Annotated in this window: 17 protein-coding genes; 5 read left to right on the forward strand and 12 right to left on the reverse strand. The window is 51.6% G+C overall.

Annotated elements, in window-relative coordinates; all coding sequences use genetic code 11:
- The first annotated feature begins 5 nt into the window (after positions 1–5).
- Complete coding sequence (gene pepT / locus EKN83_RS10775) at positions 6–1,229, forward strand: peptidase T (RefSeq protein WP_045284975.1); 1,224 nt, start codon at positions 6–8, stop codon at positions 1,227–1,229.
- Positions 1,230–1,290: 61 nt separating this feature from the next.
- Here the strand turns inward: pepT and EKN83_RS10780 are convergent, their stop codons facing one another.
- From EKN83_RS10780 to EKN83_RS10795, 4 genes are all read right to left on the reverse strand, one after another.
- Positions 1,291–2,412 (reverse strand): cupin domain-containing protein, encoded by a 1,122-nt coding sequence (locus EKN83_RS10780; protein ID WP_025758177.1) that lies wholly within the window; start codon positions 2,410–2,412, stop codon positions 1,291–1,293.
- Positions 2,413–2,503: 91 nt separating this feature from the next.
- On the reverse strand, positions 2,504–3,967 hold the full coding sequence (phoQ, locus tag EKN83_RS10785) for a two-component system sensor histidine kinase PhoQ (protein WP_025758178.1): 1,464 nt from the start codon (positions 3,965–3,967) through the stop codon (positions 2,504–2,506).
- A complete protein-coding gene (phoP, locus tag EKN83_RS10790; protein ID WP_045285019.1) occupies positions 3,968–4,639 on the reverse strand; it encodes a two-component system response regulator PhoP in 672 nt (223 codons plus the stop codon). It abuts the gene before it with no gap.
- Between the two features lie 73 nt (positions 4,640–4,712).
- A complete protein-coding gene (locus EKN83_RS10795; protein ID WP_260591206.1) occupies positions 4,713–5,576 on the reverse strand; it encodes a site-specific integrase in 864 nt (287 codons plus the stop codon).
- Positions 5,577–5,628: 52 nt separating this feature from the next.
- On the opposite strand from EKN83_RS10795, the gene EKN83_RS10800 reads away from it, so the two are divergent.
- Positions 5,629–5,949: a hypothetical protein gene (locus EKN83_RS10800; RefSeq protein WP_260591207.1), complete on the forward strand. Its 321-nt coding sequence runs from the start codon at positions 5,629–5,631 to the stop codon at positions 5,947–5,949.
- Positions 5,950–6,822: 873 nt separating this feature from the next.
- On the opposite strand, the gene EKN83_RS10805 is transcribed toward EKN83_RS10800, so the two are convergent.
- The 7 genes from EKN83_RS10805 to rluE form a co-directional block, all read right to left on the reverse strand.
- Positions 6,823–7,404, reverse strand: a complete 582-nt coding sequence (locus EKN83_RS10805; RefSeq protein ID WP_059385731.1) for a serine acetyltransferase — start codon at positions 7,402–7,404, stop codon at positions 6,823–6,825.
- Positions 7,401–7,673 carry a hypothetical protein gene (locus EKN83_RS10810; RefSeq protein ID WP_059385732.1) on the reverse strand — a complete coding sequence of 91 codons (273 nt, stop codon included), beginning with the start codon at positions 7,671–7,673 and terminating at the stop codon, positions 7,401–7,403. Before EKN83_RS10810 ends, EKN83_RS10805 begins: the two co-directional genes overlap by 4 nt.
- A 713-nt stretch (positions 7,674–8,386) precedes the next feature.
- Positions 8,387–9,757 (reverse strand): adenylosuccinate lyase, encoded by a 1,371-nt coding sequence (purB, locus tag EKN83_RS10815; protein ID WP_047958292.1) that lies wholly within the window; start codon positions 9,755–9,757, stop codon positions 8,387–8,389.
- Between the two features lie 19 nt (positions 9,758–9,776).
- Positions 9,777–10,406 carry a high frequency lysogenization protein HflD gene (gene hflD / locus EKN83_RS10820; protein ID WP_008500756.1) on the reverse strand — a complete coding sequence of 210 codons (630 nt, stop codon included), beginning with the start codon at positions 10,404–10,406 and terminating at the stop codon, positions 9,777–9,779.
- A gap of 27 nt (positions 10,407–10,433) precedes the next feature.
- Positions 10,434–11,546 carry a tRNA 2-thiouridine(34) synthase MnmA gene (gene mnmA / locus EKN83_RS10825; protein ID WP_045284972.1) on the reverse strand — a complete coding sequence of 371 codons (1,113 nt, stop codon included), beginning with the start codon at positions 11,544–11,546 and terminating at the stop codon, positions 10,434–10,436.
- A gap of 40 nt (positions 11,547–11,586) precedes the next feature.
- The gene (locus tag EKN83_RS10830) at positions 11,587–12,060 is read right to left on the reverse strand and encodes an NUDIX hydrolase (RefSeq protein ID WP_059385735.1); all 474 of its coding nucleotides are present in this window, start codon (positions 12,058–12,060) and stop codon (positions 11,587–11,589) included.
- Between the two features lie 9 nt (positions 12,061–12,069).
- Entirely contained in the window at positions 12,070–12,723 is a 654-nt protein-coding gene (gene rluE, locus EKN83_RS10835; RefSeq protein WP_045284970.1) for a 23S rRNA pseudouridine(2457) synthase RluE, read from the reverse strand.
- Between the two features lie 117 nt (positions 12,724–12,840).
- On the opposite strand from rluE, the gene icd reads away from it, so the two are divergent.
- The 3 genes from icd to EKN83_RS10850 all read left to right on the forward strand — a co-directional run bounded on the left by icd (position 12,841) and on the right by EKN83_RS10850 (position 14,836).
- Positions 12,841–14,091 (forward strand): NADP-dependent isocitrate dehydrogenase, encoded by a 1,251-nt coding sequence (gene icd / locus EKN83_RS10840; RefSeq protein WP_025758185.1) that lies wholly within the window; start codon positions 12,841–12,843, stop codon positions 14,089–14,091.
- Between the two features lie 77 nt (positions 14,092–14,168).
- Positions 14,169–14,516 (forward strand): DUF1304 domain-containing protein, encoded by a 348-nt coding sequence (locus EKN83_RS10845; RefSeq protein WP_045284969.1) that lies wholly within the window; start codon positions 14,169–14,171, stop codon positions 14,514–14,516.
- A gap of 74 nt (positions 14,517–14,590) precedes the next feature.
- On the forward strand, positions 14,591–14,836 hold the full coding sequence (locus EKN83_RS10850; protein WP_095449548.1) for a DUF2543 family protein: 246 nt from the start codon (positions 14,591–14,593) through the stop codon (positions 14,834–14,836).
- 70 nt (positions 14,837–14,906) lie between these two features.
- Here the strand turns inward: EKN83_RS10850 and EKN83_RS10855 are convergent, their stop codons facing one another.
- The gene (locus EKN83_RS10855; protein ID WP_126800922.1) at positions 14,907–16,415 is read right to left on the reverse strand and encodes a cyclic diguanylate phosphodiesterase; all 1,509 of its coding nucleotides are present in this window, start codon (positions 16,413–16,415) and stop codon (positions 14,907–14,909) included.
- Positions 16,416–16,516: the final 101 nt, after the last annotated feature.

Here is a 16,516-nt window from a genome sequence, read left to right on the forward strand (position 1 = left end):
ACTGCATGGATAAATTACTTGAGCGTTTTTTACAGTACGTTTCGCTGGATACCCAATCTAAACCGGGTGTCCGCCAGGTGCCGAGCACCGAAGGCCAGTGGAAGCTATTAAACCTGCTTAAAGAGCAGCTTGACGCCATGGGGCTGGTCAACGTCACGTTAAGCGAAAAAGGCACTGTGATGGCAACGCTGCCGGCAAATGTCCCGGGTGACATTCCCGCGATTGGCTTTATCTCCCATGTCGACACCTCTCCGGACTTTAGCGGTAAACATGTGAACCCGCAGATTGTTGAAAACTACCGTGGCGGCGACATTGCGCTGGGGATCGGTGACGAGGTACTTTCCCCGGTGATGTTCCCGGTGCTGCACCAGCTGCTGGGTCAGACGCTGATCACCACCGACGGGAAAACGCTGTTGGGGGCGGATGACAAGGCCGGTATCGCGGAAATCATGACGGCGCTGGCGGTACTGAAGGAAAAAAACATCCCCCACGGGGATATCCGGGTGGCTTTTACGCCGGACGAAGAGGTCGGTAAAGGCGCAAAACATTTCGACGTGGAAGCCTTCAACGCGCAGTGGGCGTATACCGTCGATGGCGGCGGTGTTGGTGAACTGGAGTATGAAAACTTCAACGCCGCGTCCGTGACGATCAAAATTGTCGGCAACAATGTTCACCCCGGTTCGGCGAAAGGCGTCATGGTGAACGCGCTGTCGCTGGCCTCCAGAATTCATGCGGAAGTCCCGGCGGATGAGAGCCCTGAACAGACGGAAGGGTATGAAGGGTTCTATCACCTGACCAGCATCAAAGGCACCGTGGACAGCGCCCAGATGCATTACATCATCCGCGATTTTGATCGCAAAGCCTTTGAGGCGCGCAAGCGCAAGATGATGGAGATCGCCAAAAAGGTCGGGAAGGGCTTACACCCTGATTGCTATATCGAGCTCATCATCGAAGACAGTTATTACAATATGCGTGAGAAGGTGATGGCCCATCCGCATATTCTTGATATTGCCCAGCAGGCCATGCGTGACTGCGATATTGAACCGGTATTAAAACCGATTCGTGGCGGTACCGACGGTTCTCAGTTGTCGTTTATGGGACTGCCGTGCCCGAACCTGTTTACCGGTGGCTACAACTATCACGGTAAACATGAGTTCGTCACCCTGGAAGGGATGGAAAAAGCGGTGAAGGTGATTGTGCGGATCGCGGAGTTAACCGCGAAGCGGTAGTCGCGTTTTGCTGAAAGTATGCCGGGTAAGGCGAAGCCGCTACCCGGCAAATGCTTACGACTCAGTCCTCAAAGAACCAGTACCCGCTGTTGACCAGCGCAGCCAGCATCGCGAGGAAGGACGGGTCCTCCAGGGCGTCGCCAAAGGTCTCGGCGGTCAACACCAGATGGCTGGCAATGGCATCCAGCGCCGGACGGTGCGGGGAGTCCAGCTTCTCACCGTTGACGAAGACATCCTCACCAATGCGCAGCACGCGCAATCCGCCCAGACGTACCAGCTTGTCGCCCTGCTGAAGGGCATCATAAATCTCGTCGGCCTGATACGGCGGCTCTGGCGGCGCAACGTCCAGCTCATGACGGGACTGGCTGATAAACTCACCAAACCACTGTCTGAAATGTTCCGGCTCGTTGATCAGATCCAGCATCATGCCGCGCAGCTTATCGAGCTCCGCAGGCAGGATGTCTGCCGGATGCTCGCGCGCAGGCACATCCGGATCGCTATAACGATAGCTGCCCAGCTCGCGTTGCAGAACATAATCGGCAAACCCGCTGATCATCTCGCGGCCGCTGGGTGCGCGGAACCCGACGGAGTAGTTAAGTGAGTTTTCCAGGGAATAACCTTCATGAGGGAATCCTGGCGGAATGTAGAGAATATCACCCGGCTCCAGCTCTTCGTCGATAATCCCTTCAAACGGATCAACCTGAAGCAGGTCCGGATGCGGGCAGTGCTGCTTCATGGGCACTTTTTCGCCCACGCGCCAGCGGCGGCGGCCCGTCCCCTGAATGATAAACACGTCGTACTGATCCAGATGCGGACCCACGCCGCCGCCAGGCACCGAGAAGGAGATCATTAGATCGTCCATGCGCCAGTCGGGCAGGGCACGGAACGGACGCATTAATGCGGCCGTCGGCTCGTGCCAGTGGTTGACCGCCTGCACCAGCAGCGACCAGTTGTTTTCACCGAGGTGATCGTAGCTTTCGAAAGGACCGTGGCTGACCTGCCATTTCCCGTCCTGGTGGCTGACCAGACGGCTGTCGACTTCGTTTTCCATAGCCAGACCGGCCAGCTCATCAGGGGAGATAGGGTCGACAAAATTGCTGAACCCGCGTTTAAGAACCACCGGGCGTTTTTGCCAGTAGCGTTCAATAAACTCGGGCCAGTTAAGTGTTAAGTGATAATCCATATTTTTTTATTCCGCAGGCTCTTACTGACTCGGATTATAACGGAAGCTCAGCCCCCCGGCTGCGAGATCCTCGCATTTTTCACATAACGGGTTAACTATCGTTCGATGCAGGCTGTTGACGACCAAAAATGACCTCCATTCTGGCGCCGCCCAGCAAACTTTCGCCGGTTTCGATCTTTCCGTCGTACTGATCAACAATCTCCCGGGCCACGGCGAGTCCCACCCCCTGGCCGGGACGCAACGTATCAGCGCGTTGACCGCGATCGAACACCACATCGCGTTTATTGCGCGGGATCCCCGGGCCATCATCCTCAACGATAATATGCAGTTCGTTATCGGTCTGACGCGCAGACACTTCCACGAACTCCAGACAGTATTTACAGGCGTTATCCAGCAGGTTGCCCATCACTTCCATAAAATCATTTTTCTCACCGACAAAACTTATCTCAGGCGAGATATCGAGGCTGATGTTCACCCCTTTACGCTGATATACCTTGTTGAGGGCGGAAGTGAGGTTATCCAGAAGCGGAGCCACGGGATGCAATTCGCGGCTCAGCAGCGCGCTTCCGGAACGCATACTGGCACGATGCAGATAATAGCCAATTTGCTGGGAGATACGGCTGATCTGTTCCAGCATGACCGGCTCGGCATCATCCACGCTCAGCGTGGAGCTGCGCATGGAACGCAGAGTACTTTGCATGACCGCCAGCGGCGTTTTCAGGCTGTGGGTCAGGTCGGTCAGGGTGGTACGGTACTTATCATAGCGTTCGCGTTCACTTTTCAGCAGGCGGTTGAGGTTACGTACCAGGCTGGTGAGCTCACGGGTGGTTTCCGGATTAAGCTTCTCGCGATGATGTTCCTCCAGCTCGCGAACCTCTTTCGCCAGTGACTCAATGGGCCGCAGGCTCCACCACGCCGCGACCCACAGCAGCGGGATCACCAGCAGCAGATTCGCCGCAAGCACATAGACGAACCAGCTCCAGACCATATAGGAACGCTTAAGCTCGACCGGAATGGTGTCGATCACCACGATGGTCAGCTGCGGCATGTTCAGTGTCGCCGGATAGAGATTAATCGCAACGGAGTGCGTCATCTCGGTTTCGGCATCATCGGCGCGGATCTCGTTCAGCTTTTGCTGCAGGGAACGATCTTCCCGGATCAGCGAGCTGGTGGTATTGAGATCGGCTTCAATTTCATGAAATCCGTTGGTTTTGAGCCACTCCGGCCGAATGCTTTTGACCAGCCAGGGGATATCACGCTGCGCCCAGAGTAGCTTGCCCTTTTCGTTATAAATCAGGGCCAGCGTGGGGCTCTGCTGGTTGAGATTTTCTGGCATCTCGACGGTGATTTTGTTGTTTTCCCACTTCGCCAGGGTATAAAACAAATTACTTTCGCCACGCAACAGGCGAAAGGTGGTTTTATCGAAGCTGACGCTGTAACCCACCAGCGCGACCATGCCGTAGGAGAGCGACAGCACCAGCACGACGGCAGCCGTTGCCAGTAAAAAACGTACCCGCAGCGACAGGGGCAAAATATGGCGCAAGATCCGTCTCATTTAGCGTAATTCGAACAGATAGCCCTGGCCACGGACGGTAGTAATGACGTCCTGCGGATACTGTGCCTGGATTTTCTTACGTAAACGTCCCATCAGCACATCAATGGTATGGCTCTCGCGCAGTTCGGCATCAGGATAGAGCTGAAGCATTAAGGAATCTTTACTCACTACCTTGCCGCTGTTACGGATCAGCGTTTCCATAATGGTGTATTCGAAGGCGGTTAGCTTGATCACTTCATCGTTGATCGCTAATTCCCGACGGGAGAGGTCAACCTGGAAAGGCGGGATAGAGATAACCTGTGAAGCCAGTCCGCTGTTACGGCGTAGCAGGGCCTGCATGCGGGCCGCCACCTCTTCAATGTGAAACGGCTTGGTAACGTAATCATCTGCTCCCGCGCTGAGCACCTCGACCTTATCCTGCCAGCCTTCACGGGCGGTCAGAACCAGAACCGGCAGGGAAACATCATGGCTGCGCCAGCGACGTATCAACGAGAGACCGTCTTCATCGGGCAGCCCTAAATCGACAATGGCGATATCCGGCAGGTGTTCATTGAGATAATAATCGGCTTCTTTTGCATCTTCAGCATCGTCCACCTGATGTCCCATCTCCTGAAGCTGAACCTTCAGGTGATGACGTAGCAATGCGTTATCCTCAACAACCAGTACGCGCATCATCTTTTCTCCCAGAATGAATAGTATGAATAGTTTAACGCTGATTATGTTGTTTGAAACCAGCGCTATGAAATTAAATGACTTTTTTCATGCTCCCTATGCCTTGGGGGCGTCCTGGGGGCTTCGCTGTAGGCATCTGATTGTTCAGCATGTTGACCTGGTCCTGGTTCATATCGCCAATCCACTTCGAGTAAACCTCATACACCATACGCGCATCCTCATGCCCCATCTGGCTGGCAATAAAGGAGGGGTTAGCACCGGCCATAAGTGTCCAGCATGCGTATGTGTGTCGAGACTGATAAGGGTTTCTCGCACGAATACCGGAAAGTTTAGTGCCCCGTTTCCATCCGTACGAAATAGAATTTTTGGAAAAAAAACTCTCGTTCACTGACGATTTTTTTTCATGAGAAAAGACAAAGCGCAGATTTTGCGGCTCGGTTTTGCCGATTTCACGATGATGAAAAATAATCTGCTGCCGTGGATTATTGCCGGTGATTTCGAACTGCTCAAGCAGCGCATCATGCGCGGGCTTAAGCAACGTGATCGTTCTGATCCCCGCATCTGTTTTCGGCGGCACAAACACCCGTTTGTTTGTCAGACTCCTGGTCACGTGAATCTCACCTTTTTTCAGATCAATGTCATCCCACGCAAGCGCACAAATTTCGCCGGGTCTCATTCCCGTATGCACGGCTACGATGATGATCAAAGCCAGTTTGCGGGGAAGGGCGGCAATCAATGCCTGGTACTCATGAAGTAGAAGCGGATCAGGGTCTGTCTTAGATAGCTTGAGCCTGGACACGCTTTCATAAGGAGCGTGTAATATAAACTGACTTCGATTCGCAAGCTTCAGCATTTCTGATAAAACCGCCATCTGTTTATTGACTGTTGAGGGCGCGGGGCCCTTTTTAACCAGGTTGGGTATTAAAAGGTTTGACACGTTTCCTGTCAGGGGTTCTTTGCGGTAAACCTCGCATGACTCGCCGCGATAAATGGAAACAGCGCCCGCCGATCATGCCAACAGGCTGAAGTCACTGATTGACACCGGCACAGAAGAAACCGTCATCAAATACCGGGAGATTATCCGGTGTGAAAAAAACTGTGATCTGCCTGTTCCTGCTGCCATTGCTGGTGGGCTGCTTCAATACGCGCACCGTTTACGTGCCAGCTCAATGACATACTGCCAGGCGGTTTTACGCATTAAGTCACTGCTGGCCGTCATCGAGAATGGCAACATGAACTGGCTGATAAAGCGCTGGCAAGGGTCAACCTGCAACTCAAAACTGCAGCGCAAAAAGATATACTTATCTTGAAGACTGACGCGATAGCTCATCGCTTTTTGACTACCGGTTGGATAAGTCTCGGTGGATACTGCACGGATAATCTGATTGCGGGTGCTGACGCGAAAAATCGCTGCGGAAAGCTTTTACGGCGAGCAGAGTGAGCCTACCTACGGAAATGCTGCGGTGATCAATTTCGGTTATGATTCAGGCTCTCAGGTTCATATTATCGCAGGTCAAGGGGGGGAAGGTTCCATTTCTTAGCGTGCGTAGCTCAGCCCCCTCAAGGTGCGTTCGGCAACTGGGGAAAAATATATACTGAATTTCAAAAACCACGGCCAGGGATGGAGGTGCATTGCCAATTAGTGGCGTAGTGGTTTCCGTATTTACGAGGATAGCACTGAAAGTAATGTGAATCTTTCTTATGCTGGAGCTAGTAGAGAACTTAAAACTGTAGGCCAGTTCGCTCCAGTCGTCTTTTCGAACTTTGATGTTCGCTACCTCTTAAGAGACGGTGTAACTTTTGCCCAATTCCATTCACGCCTAAATGTACTTCTGTTAAAACTAATACATACAACGCTTCAGGGGCTGGTGTGGTAATGAACCAATCTATAAACAACACCGGATTTACATTTGTAGTTTCCCGTAGGGAAATGAGATGTGGAGTTTATATAGTACTGATTTAGATCTATTCTATCCTATTGATATTCGAAGAATATTATGGTGCTACATGGTCTAAAACAGAGAGGTTTGAAAAGGAATCGTTTAGCAAGAGTTCGTAGAGAATATACTGCAGGAAGGTAAAGCTAGAATTGCAGGGTCAGATGGAATGCCTGTATGGGCAGACATCCCAGAATCAAAATGAAAATAATACTATTGGTGGCGATGCTTACTATCGCTACTTAGTTACTTTTCACGCATTACTATTTGATTGGCCGAATAAACTACACAGTTATCAGGGATGCTTTTGTTAATAAGAGACATAGCCCCGATAGTAACGTTCGAGCCGATATTAATATTTCCAATAATGCAAGAGTTTGCACCAATTTCAACATTGTCACCGATGTAACTTAACCCAATATCATTATCATGTCTGTCGCCGATAGTTACGTTCTGACGAATTACAACATTCTTCCCAATATTGCAGTTTCCTCTAATGACTATCCCCGTGAAATGTACAATTTTAAGCCCTGGCCCAATAGTTGAGCGAGGGTTAATATCGATGTTGTATTCACGATTAAGATTGATAGCCTTTCTTTTGGCCAGAGAATACAGCTTAAATTTGTTAGTCGCGTAAAAATAACGCCAAATTCTGAACCAGAAATAAAAACGACGGTCTCTACACTTGATAGCTCTGTGTATAGTTTTACGCCAGGAAAAAGACTCTTGTCCTTTCTGTACTTCTTCTTTTAAACATTCTGTCAAATGTTTGTATGCAAAATCATACTCAACATTAAGAAAATCACGATCAATGTTTAAATTCTTCATTGGAAGTCCCTGAAATTAGCCCCAATTTGTTTCATTTTTGTTAAAACCTTATCCATTTCTGATTCGCTTAGGGCTAATTGCGCTGCAGTGAAGAACAGAATGTGAGAGGATATTGGACGCGGGGATTCGCCACAGGTATATTTACGCCACTGACTGTTACTGGAAACACCTGCAAGTTCAGCCATTTGAGTTCCAGTATAACCAAGCTCTGCTTTCAATTTGGCTAAATCAGACGCTTTTGGTGGAATATAGTCAGTTAACAAAATCATATTTGCTCTATGAGTTAATTATTACACAGCAACACCAAATTTCTAATGAAGACGTATTGTAGTCCCAACGGTGCTAGCTATTCAATGACAAATTTCACAAAAAGCACAAAAACACACTTTTAATGGCATCTTTCAACATCTTTTTTTCCTAAAAATGCTACAGCCAACCCTTGGACTTAGTGTTACGTTACAACGTTATGGGCCTTACTGGCAATGAGGGCTGATACCACGTATTACTTCTATTCAACCCGAACGGGGCTATCGTGAGCATTCCTCCACCATGCTCTGACCCCATTGTGAAGCCTACCCCACTGACTTAATTACTTATTTCAAATTTGAGCTCTTGGTTTGGCTATGGATCATAAAAAAGATGCGCACCAAACTTTATGCTTTTCAAGCGGGAGCATAATGATGTGTTTAAATATGTCGGTAAAGTAGGAAGTTTAAAAACAGGAAGAATCTACGCAAAGTGTATTTTTTTGGAGGCAAAATCTCGCTGGGGCGTGTTTTAGGGCATTAAATTGTCTTTTATTGTCCGATAATGTCCGTATTACGTCTTTAGTAAGATACTGAAATGTAAATAAGATATTGTTATTGCGTCCGTTGTCATTTTCGCTGCGCAATTTAACGCTGATTATGTTGCTGTGGGGATAAACATTGAGTAAACCGGGGAAAAGCAACCCCCTTTCCGGGCGGAAAGGGGGGAGGGGATATTACTTCAGCTCGTCGACCATGGTGATGGCGCGGCCAATGTAGTTCGCCGGGGTCATCGCTTTCAGACGCGTTTTCTCTTCTTCTGGCAGGGCCAGACCGTCGATAAACTGCTTCATGCCTTCGGCGTCAACGCGTTTGCCGCGGGTCAGCTCTTTCAGTTTCTCGTACGGTTTTTCGATACCGTAACGACGCATGACGGTCTGAATCGGCTCTGCCAGCACTTCCCAGTTGTGATCCAGCTCGTCCAGCAGACGATCGCGGTTCACTTCCAGTTTGCTCACGCCTTTCAGGGTGGACTGGTAAGCGATCAGCGCATAGCCAATGCCCACGCCCAGGTTACGCAGTACGGTGGAGTCGGTCAGGTCGCGCTGCCAGCGGGATACCGGCAGTTTACTGGCCATATGCTGCAGCACGGCATTCGCCAGACCCAGATTGCCTTCGGAGTTTTCGAAGTCGATAGGGTTCACTTTGTGCGGCATGGTTGACGAGCCGATTTCACCGGCGATGGTTTTCTGTTTGAAGTGGTTCAGCGCGATGTAGCCCCACACGTCACGATCGAAGTCGATCAGAATGGTGTTGAAGCGTGCGATGCAGTCAAACAGCTCCGCAATATAGTCATGCGGCTCAATCTGGGTGGTGTACGGGTTCCACTGAATGCCCAGCGAGGTCACGAACTCTTCGCTGAACTGGTGCCAGTCCACTTCCGGGTACGCGGCGATGTGGGCGTTATAGTTACCGACAGCACCGTTGATTTTGCCGAGGATCTCAACCTGCTCCAGCTGACGATACTGGCGCTCCATACGGTACGCTACGTTCGCCATCTCTTTACCCATTGTGGAGGGGGTAGCTGGCTGACCGTGGGTACGGGAAAGCAGCGGGATGTCGCGGTATTCCACGGACAGCGCTTTCACCGCGTCGATGATTTTACGCCAGTATGGCAGCACCACCTCTTTACGTGCGGTGGAGAGCATCAGGGCGTGGGACAGGTTGTTGATGTCTTCTGAGGTACAGGCGAAGTGAATGAACTCAGACACGGCGTGCAGCGCAGGAACACTTTCCACTTTCTCTTTCAGGAAATACTCAACCGCTTTTACGTCGTGGTTGGTGGTGCGCTCAATGGTTTTAATGCGCGCAGCATCTTCTTCGTTGAACTCAGCCACGATTTTATCAAGGTAATCGTTTGCCTGGGCGTCAAAAGCAGGAACTTCCTTGATTGCTGCCTGGGCGGCCAGCTTTTGCAGCCAGCGTACTTCAACCTGAACACGGAACTTCAGCAAACCATATTCGCTGAAGATCCCGCGCAGCGCGCTGACTTTATCGCCGTAGCGTCCATCGACAGGGGATACGGCGGTCAGTGAGGATAATTCCATAATTCGCAACTCCGGGAGGTTAACAATGAGCAAGAATTTGTTTTGCCTGAGTGGTCAGGCGATTACGAGAAAACATTAACTGCAGGCGGCCACCGCCAACCTGGTGCCACAGCACGGCGGCACGGATCCCTGCCAGCAGGGAGGCACGTACTTTTGCCTGTACCTGTGGGCTTTGCAGCACAGCAGGGGAGCCGGTGACCTGAATACGCGGGCCGAGCGGGCTGATGACGTCGACATAAATGCCGGCCATGGCGCTCAGCAGCGTGTCGGACTGCAGGTCAAAATGGTCGAGCTGACGCTGTAACCCGGCAATCCGATCGCCCAGGGTATTGAGCGCGCCTTTTGCCGCGCTCAGTTTACGCTCCAGCACCATCAGGCTTAACGTGTAGCGGGTCAGCTCTGCGTTTAACCCCTGACGGCTACTGGCGTTGAGCACGCCAAGCAGGGTTTCAAGACCGAGACGAAGATTGGTTTCACTGCCGCCGAACACACCCAGGGTAGAGCCAGGGTTGAGGTCGATAACGCTGTTAAGTGAAACGTGCAGGGCATCAGCGTCGCAATGACCCTGATGTGCCAGCTGTTGCACCAGACGGGCTGACTGGCAAATTCCCGCCAGTGCCAGGGTGATGTCATAGTAATTCTTCGCCACACGGTCTCCTTTATGTGTGCAATCGTGTTAAACAGCGGGCAGCGGCAGGCGCTGTTCAATAATCCCGCCGCCCAGGCAGATTTCGCCGCTGTAGAAGACAGCAGACTGACCCGGGGTGACGGCGGCAACCGGCTCGTCGAAACGCACATCAATGCGATCGTCATCAAGCGCAGTCACGGTGCAGGGAATATCGGTCTGACGGTAACGTGTTTTCACCGTGCAGCGCAGTGTGCCTTTTAACGGCTCACGATCGACCCAGTGCAGCTGTTGCGCGATAAGGCCAACGGACATCAGACGCGGATGGTCGTGTCCCTGGGCCACAACCAGAATATTGTTTTCGACATCTTTGTCGACAACGTACCACGGATCTTCGCTACCCTCTTTGGTCCCGCCGATACCCAGGCCTTTACGCTGGCCGAGCGTGTGGTACATCAGCCCCTGGTGTTGGCCAATTTCGTCGCCATCGACGGTGACAATTTTGCCCGGCTGTGCCGGCAGGTAACGACCGAGGAAATCACGGAACTTGCGCTCGCCGATGAAGCAGATGCCGGTAGAATCTTTTTTCTTCGCGGTGATCAGATCCAGCTCTTCCGCGATTTTACGCACCTGCGGCTTTTCCAGCTCGCCAACCGGGAACAGGCTCTGGGCGATTTGCTCGTGGCTCAGCGTATAGAGGAAGTAGCTCTGATCTTTGTTGCCGTCCAGACCGCGCAGCAGCTGGCTTTTGCCATTCACATCTGCGCGACGCACGTAGTGACCGGTCGCAATGTAGTCTGCCCCCAGATCTTCCGCGGCGAATTCCAGGAAGGCTTTAAATTTGATCTCTTTGTTGCACAGAATATCCGGGTTTGGCGTACGTCCGGCTTTGTACTCTTCGAGGAACAATTCAAAAACGTTGTCCCAGTATTCTGCGGCAAAGTTAACGGTGTGCAGTTCAATGCCGAGCTTATCGCACACGGCCTGCGCATCGGCGAGATCCGCTGCGGCAGTGCAGTATTCCTCGCCATCATCTTCCTCCCAGTTCTTCATGAACAGGCCCTCCACCTTATAGCCCTGTTGCTGTAACAGGTAGGCGGAAACGGAGGAATCGACACCGCCGGACATGCCGACGATTACTTTTTTCTGGCTGTTATCTGACATGGAATACTCACGACATTGAACTTCAAGGCGGCGTATTCTATCACGCCCCCCCACCATTGACACCCTCTGTAAACGGCCAGTTAAATGCGCCGATGACATCCAGCGGTAAGCGACCGGCAGATTGCCAGCAGCGAATGCTTTCCGCAACCAGCGGCGAGCGCAGGTTTGGCGCGTTCAGGATCTCGTCGGCGGTGACCCACAGGCAGCGGTCGATATCGTCATCCTGCGGTTCCGTGGCGCACGTTTCGCTAAGCTCAACGGCAAACAAAAAACGCAGGAACGGGGTGCTGTCGGGAGCAATCCACTGGTGCATACGGATGAAATGCTGGGGCTCAGCGTGAATACCGGTCTCTTCCCACAGCTCGCGTTTCGCCGCCTGCAGCAGGGTCTCATTGGCTTCAAGGTGTCCGGCAGGCTGATTCCACAGCGCTTTGCCGTTAATGCTCTCTTCCACCACAAGGAATTTCCCCTGGGCGTGGACCACACAGGCAACCGTGACATGAGGTTTAAACATAGTGACTCCTTAAGAGGTAACGTCCCGCCATTCACCGTTGGCGAGCGTTTCCAGCGTGTAGTTGCCCATGGCGTAGCGGATCAGGCGCAGGGTCGGAAAGCCAACGTGTGCGGTCATGCGCCGAACCTGACGGTTGCGGCCTTCATAAAGGGTGATTTTGAGCCAGCTGGTCGGAATCGATTTGCGTTCGCGGATAGGCGGGTTGCGCGGCCACAGCCACGCCGGTTCATTCACGCGCTCAATACCTGCGGGCAGGGTGGGGCCATCGTTCAGCGTGACGCCTTTGCGTAATGTTTCCAGCGTCTCGTCATCCGGCTCGCCTTCCACCTGGACGAAGTAAATTTTTCCGGTGCGTTTCCCGGGCTGGGTGAGCTTCGCCTGCAGCGCGCCGTCGTTGGTTAAGACCAGCAGGCCTTCGCTGTCACGGTCCAGACGACCGGCCGCATAGACCCCCTGAACAGGAATGTAGTCCTTCAACGTGCTGCGTCCGGCTTCGTCGGTAAACTGCGGCAAAACATCGTAGGGTTTATTGAACAAAATCACCCGCTTCGGCTGGGTTTGTTGCGGTCTTCTGGCGGCTTGTCGCGAGCTGAATCGCTCAACCCGGTGTTTTGTAAAAGAAGTTTTCTTCATGGTATTTTCAGGCGTTATCAATTGCCGCATTATAGCCTAATAACGAAGACCTTTCATGGCGTCGGACAATCAGGTACTATCGAAGGGCTCATTACAATTTATTAACATAAGATCAGTAACAACCAGAAGCGCTCGAAGGAGAGGTTAATGGAAAGCAAAGTAGTTGTTCCGGCGGAAGGTAAAAAGATCACCCTGCAAAACGGCAAGATTAACGTTCCTCACAATCCGATTATCCCGTTCATCGAAGGTGACGGTATCGGTGTAGACGTTACCCCGGCAATGCTGAAGGTGGTTGATGCCGCTGTTGAGAAAGCCTACAAAGGCGAGCGTAAAATTTCCTGGATGGAAATTTACACCGGTGAGAAATCGACTCAAGTTTATGGCCAGGACGTCTGGCTGCCAGCTGAAACGCTGGACCTGATCCGCGAATACCGCGTTGCGATCAAAGGCCCACTGACGACGCCAGTCGGCGGCGGTATCCGTTCTCTGAACGTGGCACTGCGTCAGGAGCTGGACCTGTACGTCTGTCTGCGTCCGGTTCGTTACTATCAGGGCACCCCAAGCCCGGTTAAGCACCCAGAACTGACCGATATGGTTATCTTCCGCGAAAACTCAGAAGACATCTACGCCGGTATCGAATGGAAAGCTGACTCTGCAGACGCAGAAAAAGTGATTAAATTCCTGCGCGAAGAGATGGGTGTGAAGAAAATTCGCTTCCCTGAGCATTGCGGTATCGGCATCAAGCCATGCTCCGAAGAAGGGACCAAGCGTCTGGTGCGTGCGGCCATTGAATACGCGATCACCAACGACCGTGACTCTGTGACCCTGGTTCACAAAGGCAACATCATGAAGTTCACCGAAGGCGCGTTCAAAGACTGGGGCTACCAGTTGGCGAAAGAAGAGTTCGGCGGCGAGCTGATCGACGGCGGCCCATGGCAGAAAATCAAGAACCCGAACACCGGCAAAGAGATCATCATTAAAGATGTGATCGCCGATGCGTTCCTGCAGCAGATCCTCCTGCGTCCAGCGGAATACGACGTGATCGCCTGTATGAACCTGAACGGTGACTACATCTCTGACGCCCTGGCCGCTCAGGTTGGCGGTATCGGTATCGCCCCTGGCGCGAACATCGGTGACGAGTGCGCCCTGTTCGAAGCGACCCACGGTACTGCGCCAAAATACGCAGGCCAGGACAAAGTGAACCCAGGCTCGATCATCCTGTCCGCAGAGATGATGCTGCGTCATATGGAATGGTTCGAAGCCGCAGACCTGATCGTTAAAGGGATGGAAGGCGCGATCAACGCGAAAACCGTAACGTACGATTTCGAACGTCTGATGGAAGGCGCTAAGCTCCTGAAATGCTCAGAGTTTGGCGACGCGATTATCGCGAACATGTAATCCAGATTCTGGGTTAACCTGTAACGGGAGCCTGAGGGTTCCCGTTTTTTTTGCCTCTGCCTGCGGGAGACAACACGATGTTAGCCACCGTCCTTATCACGGTTGTTGCGTTAATTCATCTCTATATTCTGGTGCTGGAGATGTTTCTTTGGAATACCAAAACCGGTCATAAGGCCTTTAATCTGCGTCCCGACTTTGCGCGCGACACCCGCGTGCTGGCCGCAAATCAGGGGCTGTATAACGGTTTTCTGGCGGCGGGTTTGCTCTGGAGCCTCTGGCTTGGCGAAAAAGGTATTCCGGTGGCGATCTTCTTCCTGGCCTGCGTGTTGATTGCCGGACTATTCGGCGCAGTCACCGCCAGCCGAAAAATTCTTTATGTGCAGGCCATGCCCGCGCTCGCAGCGCTGCTTGCGTTACTCCTCTGAAGCAAGGCTTTGGTTGCGGGAAGGTGTCCGATATACTGGTGCCTTTACCCTTACTGGTTAGCGACGAGACTATTATGAACAACACTATCCCACTGAAATATTATGACATTGCCGAGGAATACGCGTCGGAAGCGGCAGAGCAGGTCGCAGAGTCTGAGCATGATGCGCTGGCACATTATTTCCAGCTGCTGCTCACCCGTTTAGCAAAGAATGAGGAGATAAGCGAGGACGCTCAGCAAGAGATGGCCGCAGAGGCCGGGATCCGCGCTACCCGTATTGATGATATTGCGAATTTCCTCAATCAGTGGGGAAATGAATAACCTGCCTCAAACACCCTTATGCTGATGCTTTGCCTGACCGCTCGGCATCACGCTATCGGACCACAGTCATTTATTCCGCAGAATAGGCGACGCCGGTGAGTCGCTTTGCCAGCTCACTGCGGGTGAGTGATTTAGAAAAGTACCATCCCTGGATTAGCGCATCGGGATATCTGTCAGCAATGAAGCGATACTGTATTTCATTTTCCACCCCTTCAAATACCAGGGTTTTATTCAGTTTTGCCAGCGCGTCGCTAAAGATCACAAAGATATTTTGCTTATAATGCTCGCTGATGCCATCAACCAGCGACTTATCGATTTTGATTTCATCATATTCGAGCAGCGACAGTCTGGCGAGGTTGGAGTTTTGTACGCCAAAATCATCGATTGATATTTTAACGCCGAGCGCTTTAAGCTCCTGACAAAATCCCTCGAGAATATCGGCGCTGGAAACGGCTTTTTCAGAGAGCTCAACCTTTACCAGGGAGAGGGGAAGGTGATTGGCCAAACAGACTCGCTGCAAAACGTGAATAAACTGGCCATCTTCAATTTCCTTGCGTCCAACATTCAGTGAGACCATCAGCTGATGTTTAATCGCCAGCGGAGCGATTTCAGAGAGCGATTTTTCGATAATGTTACAATAATATTTTTTATAGAGACCGATCTTCTTAATTAATGGAATGAAAAGCTCCGGGGAAACATCCCCCTGTTTTTGATCGCGCCATCTCGACAGCACTTCTACGCCCACTATTTTTTGATCGTGAATGCGAATAATCGGCTGATAGTTAACGCTGATGGTGTTCGTTAACACGGCTTTAATCAGCGTGCGTTCCAGCGAAAAACGATCTTCATAAAGACGGAAGATAAATAGCGTTATCGCGACCCAGATAAAATATAAAATGACAGCCAGAAGCGCAAAGATAAACGGGGGTAACGAGGCCAGCCCTGCGTCGTGATGCGTCACAATAACACACAGGTCCCAGAAGGCGCTGCACCGGGTAAGGGTCAGGGTAAACAACGTCGAATGCAGCCAGCTCTGCTGGGTTAACTCAGGGGCGGTGGTAAAAAACGTTCTGCCGAGGTCTTTGGTGGTGGCGCTCAGCGAATAGCTTGCTGTAACCGGGGTGAATTTATCGTAAGCATAGCGGGAGGTGAAAATAATAATATTGTTATAAATTGCCGCATTGCCCGTGAAAAAATCTTTTCTGGAAAACTGCGCCAGCAGAAAGCCTCTCGGCGTTTTATGCAGTTCTGCAGGAAGCGCAACGGGCGTGGCAAGTTTTCCCCAAAACGCGGTACAGACTATTTTTCCATTTTCAATAAAACCGATATCACCGAAATAGAGGCTATCCAGCTTTATTTGTCTGTAGCTATCGAGACTGGATTTATCGCACCCTTGTGTCGTAATACTTTTCAGAGCCAGCGCTACGCTTTGGGAGAGATCTTCTGAATAACGTAAGAGGGTATGGGATATTTCACGCTGTTTGCTCTTCTGTTGACCCACGATAACAGCATTGACCGCATAAAGAGAGAGGAGGACCAGAAGCGTTGAAACGATAGCAACGGCAATCATTTTTTTCATTTTCCAGCGATCCTGTCCACTCCCTGATTGCTCAAATATTAACACAGCCAGGGCAAGGCACAAGCCCGACAGTCGCAGCCTGTGAGCGCTATCAGGCGGAT

It is taken from the genome of Enterobacter sp. WCHEn090032, from assembly GCF_003986875.1.
In the GTDB taxonomy this organism is placed as follows: domain Bacteria; phylum Pseudomonadota; class Gammaproteobacteria; order Enterobacterales; family Enterobacteriaceae; genus Enterobacter; species Enterobacter sichuanensis.

What these genes read in the sequence shown, in the direction of transcription:
- pepT (WP_045284975.1), top strand. Translation starts at nt 6, where the DNA reads ATGGATAAATTACTTGAGCGTTTTTTACAGTACGTTTCGCTGGATACC.
- EKN83_RS10780 (WP_025758177.1), bottom strand. Translation starts at nt 2,412, where the DNA reads ATGGATTATCACTTAACACTTAACTGGCCCGAGTTTATTGAACGCTAC.
- phoQ (WP_025758178.1), bottom strand. Translation starts at nt 3,967, where the DNA reads ATGAGACGGATCTTGCGCCATATTTTGCCCCTGTCGCTGCGGGTACGT.
- phoP (WP_045285019.1), bottom strand. Translation starts at nt 4,639, where the DNA reads ATGCGCGTACTGGTTGTTGAGGATAACGCATTGCTACGTCATCACCTG.
- EKN83_RS10800 (WP_260591207.1), top strand. Translation starts at nt 5,629, where the DNA reads ATGGAAACAGCGCCCGCCGATCATGCCAACAGGCTGAAGTCACTGATT.
- EKN83_RS10805 (WP_059385731.1), bottom strand. Translation starts at nt 7,404, where the DNA reads ATGAAGAATTTAAACATTGATCGTGATTTTCTTAATGTTGAGTATGAT.
- EKN83_RS10810 (WP_059385732.1), bottom strand. Translation starts at nt 7,673, where the DNA reads ATGATTTTGTTAACTGACTATATTCCACCAAAAGCGTCTGATTTAGCC.
- purB (WP_047958292.1), bottom strand. Translation starts at nt 9,757, where the DNA reads ATGGAATTATCCTCACTGACCGCCGTATCCCCTGTCGATGGACGCTAC.
- mnmA (WP_045284972.1), bottom strand. Translation starts at nt 11,546, where the DNA reads ATGTCAGATAACAGCCAGAAAAAAGTAATCGTCGGCATGTCCGGCGGT.
- EKN83_RS10830 (WP_059385735.1), bottom strand. Translation starts at nt 12,060, where the DNA reads ATGTTTAAACCTCATGTCACGGTTGCCTGTGTGGTCCACGCCCAGGGG.
- rluE (WP_045284970.1), bottom strand. Translation starts at nt 12,723, where the DNA reads ATGCGGCAATTGATAACGCCTGAAAATACCATGAAGAAAACTTCTTTT.
- icd (WP_025758185.1), top strand. Translation starts at nt 12,841, where the DNA reads ATGGAAAGCAAAGTAGTTGTTCCGGCGGAAGGTAAAAAGATCACCCTG.
- EKN83_RS10845 (WP_045284969.1), top strand. Translation starts at nt 14,169, where the DNA reads ATGTTAGCCACCGTCCTTATCACGGTTGTTGCGTTAATTCATCTCTAT.
- EKN83_RS10850 (WP_095449548.1), top strand. Translation starts at nt 14,591, where the DNA reads ATGAACAACACTATCCCACTGAAATATTATGACATTGCCGAGGAATAC.
- EKN83_RS10855 (WP_126800922.1), bottom strand. Translation starts at nt 16,415, where the DNA reads ATGAAAAAAATGATTGCCGTTGCTATCGTTTCAACGCTTCTGGTCCTC.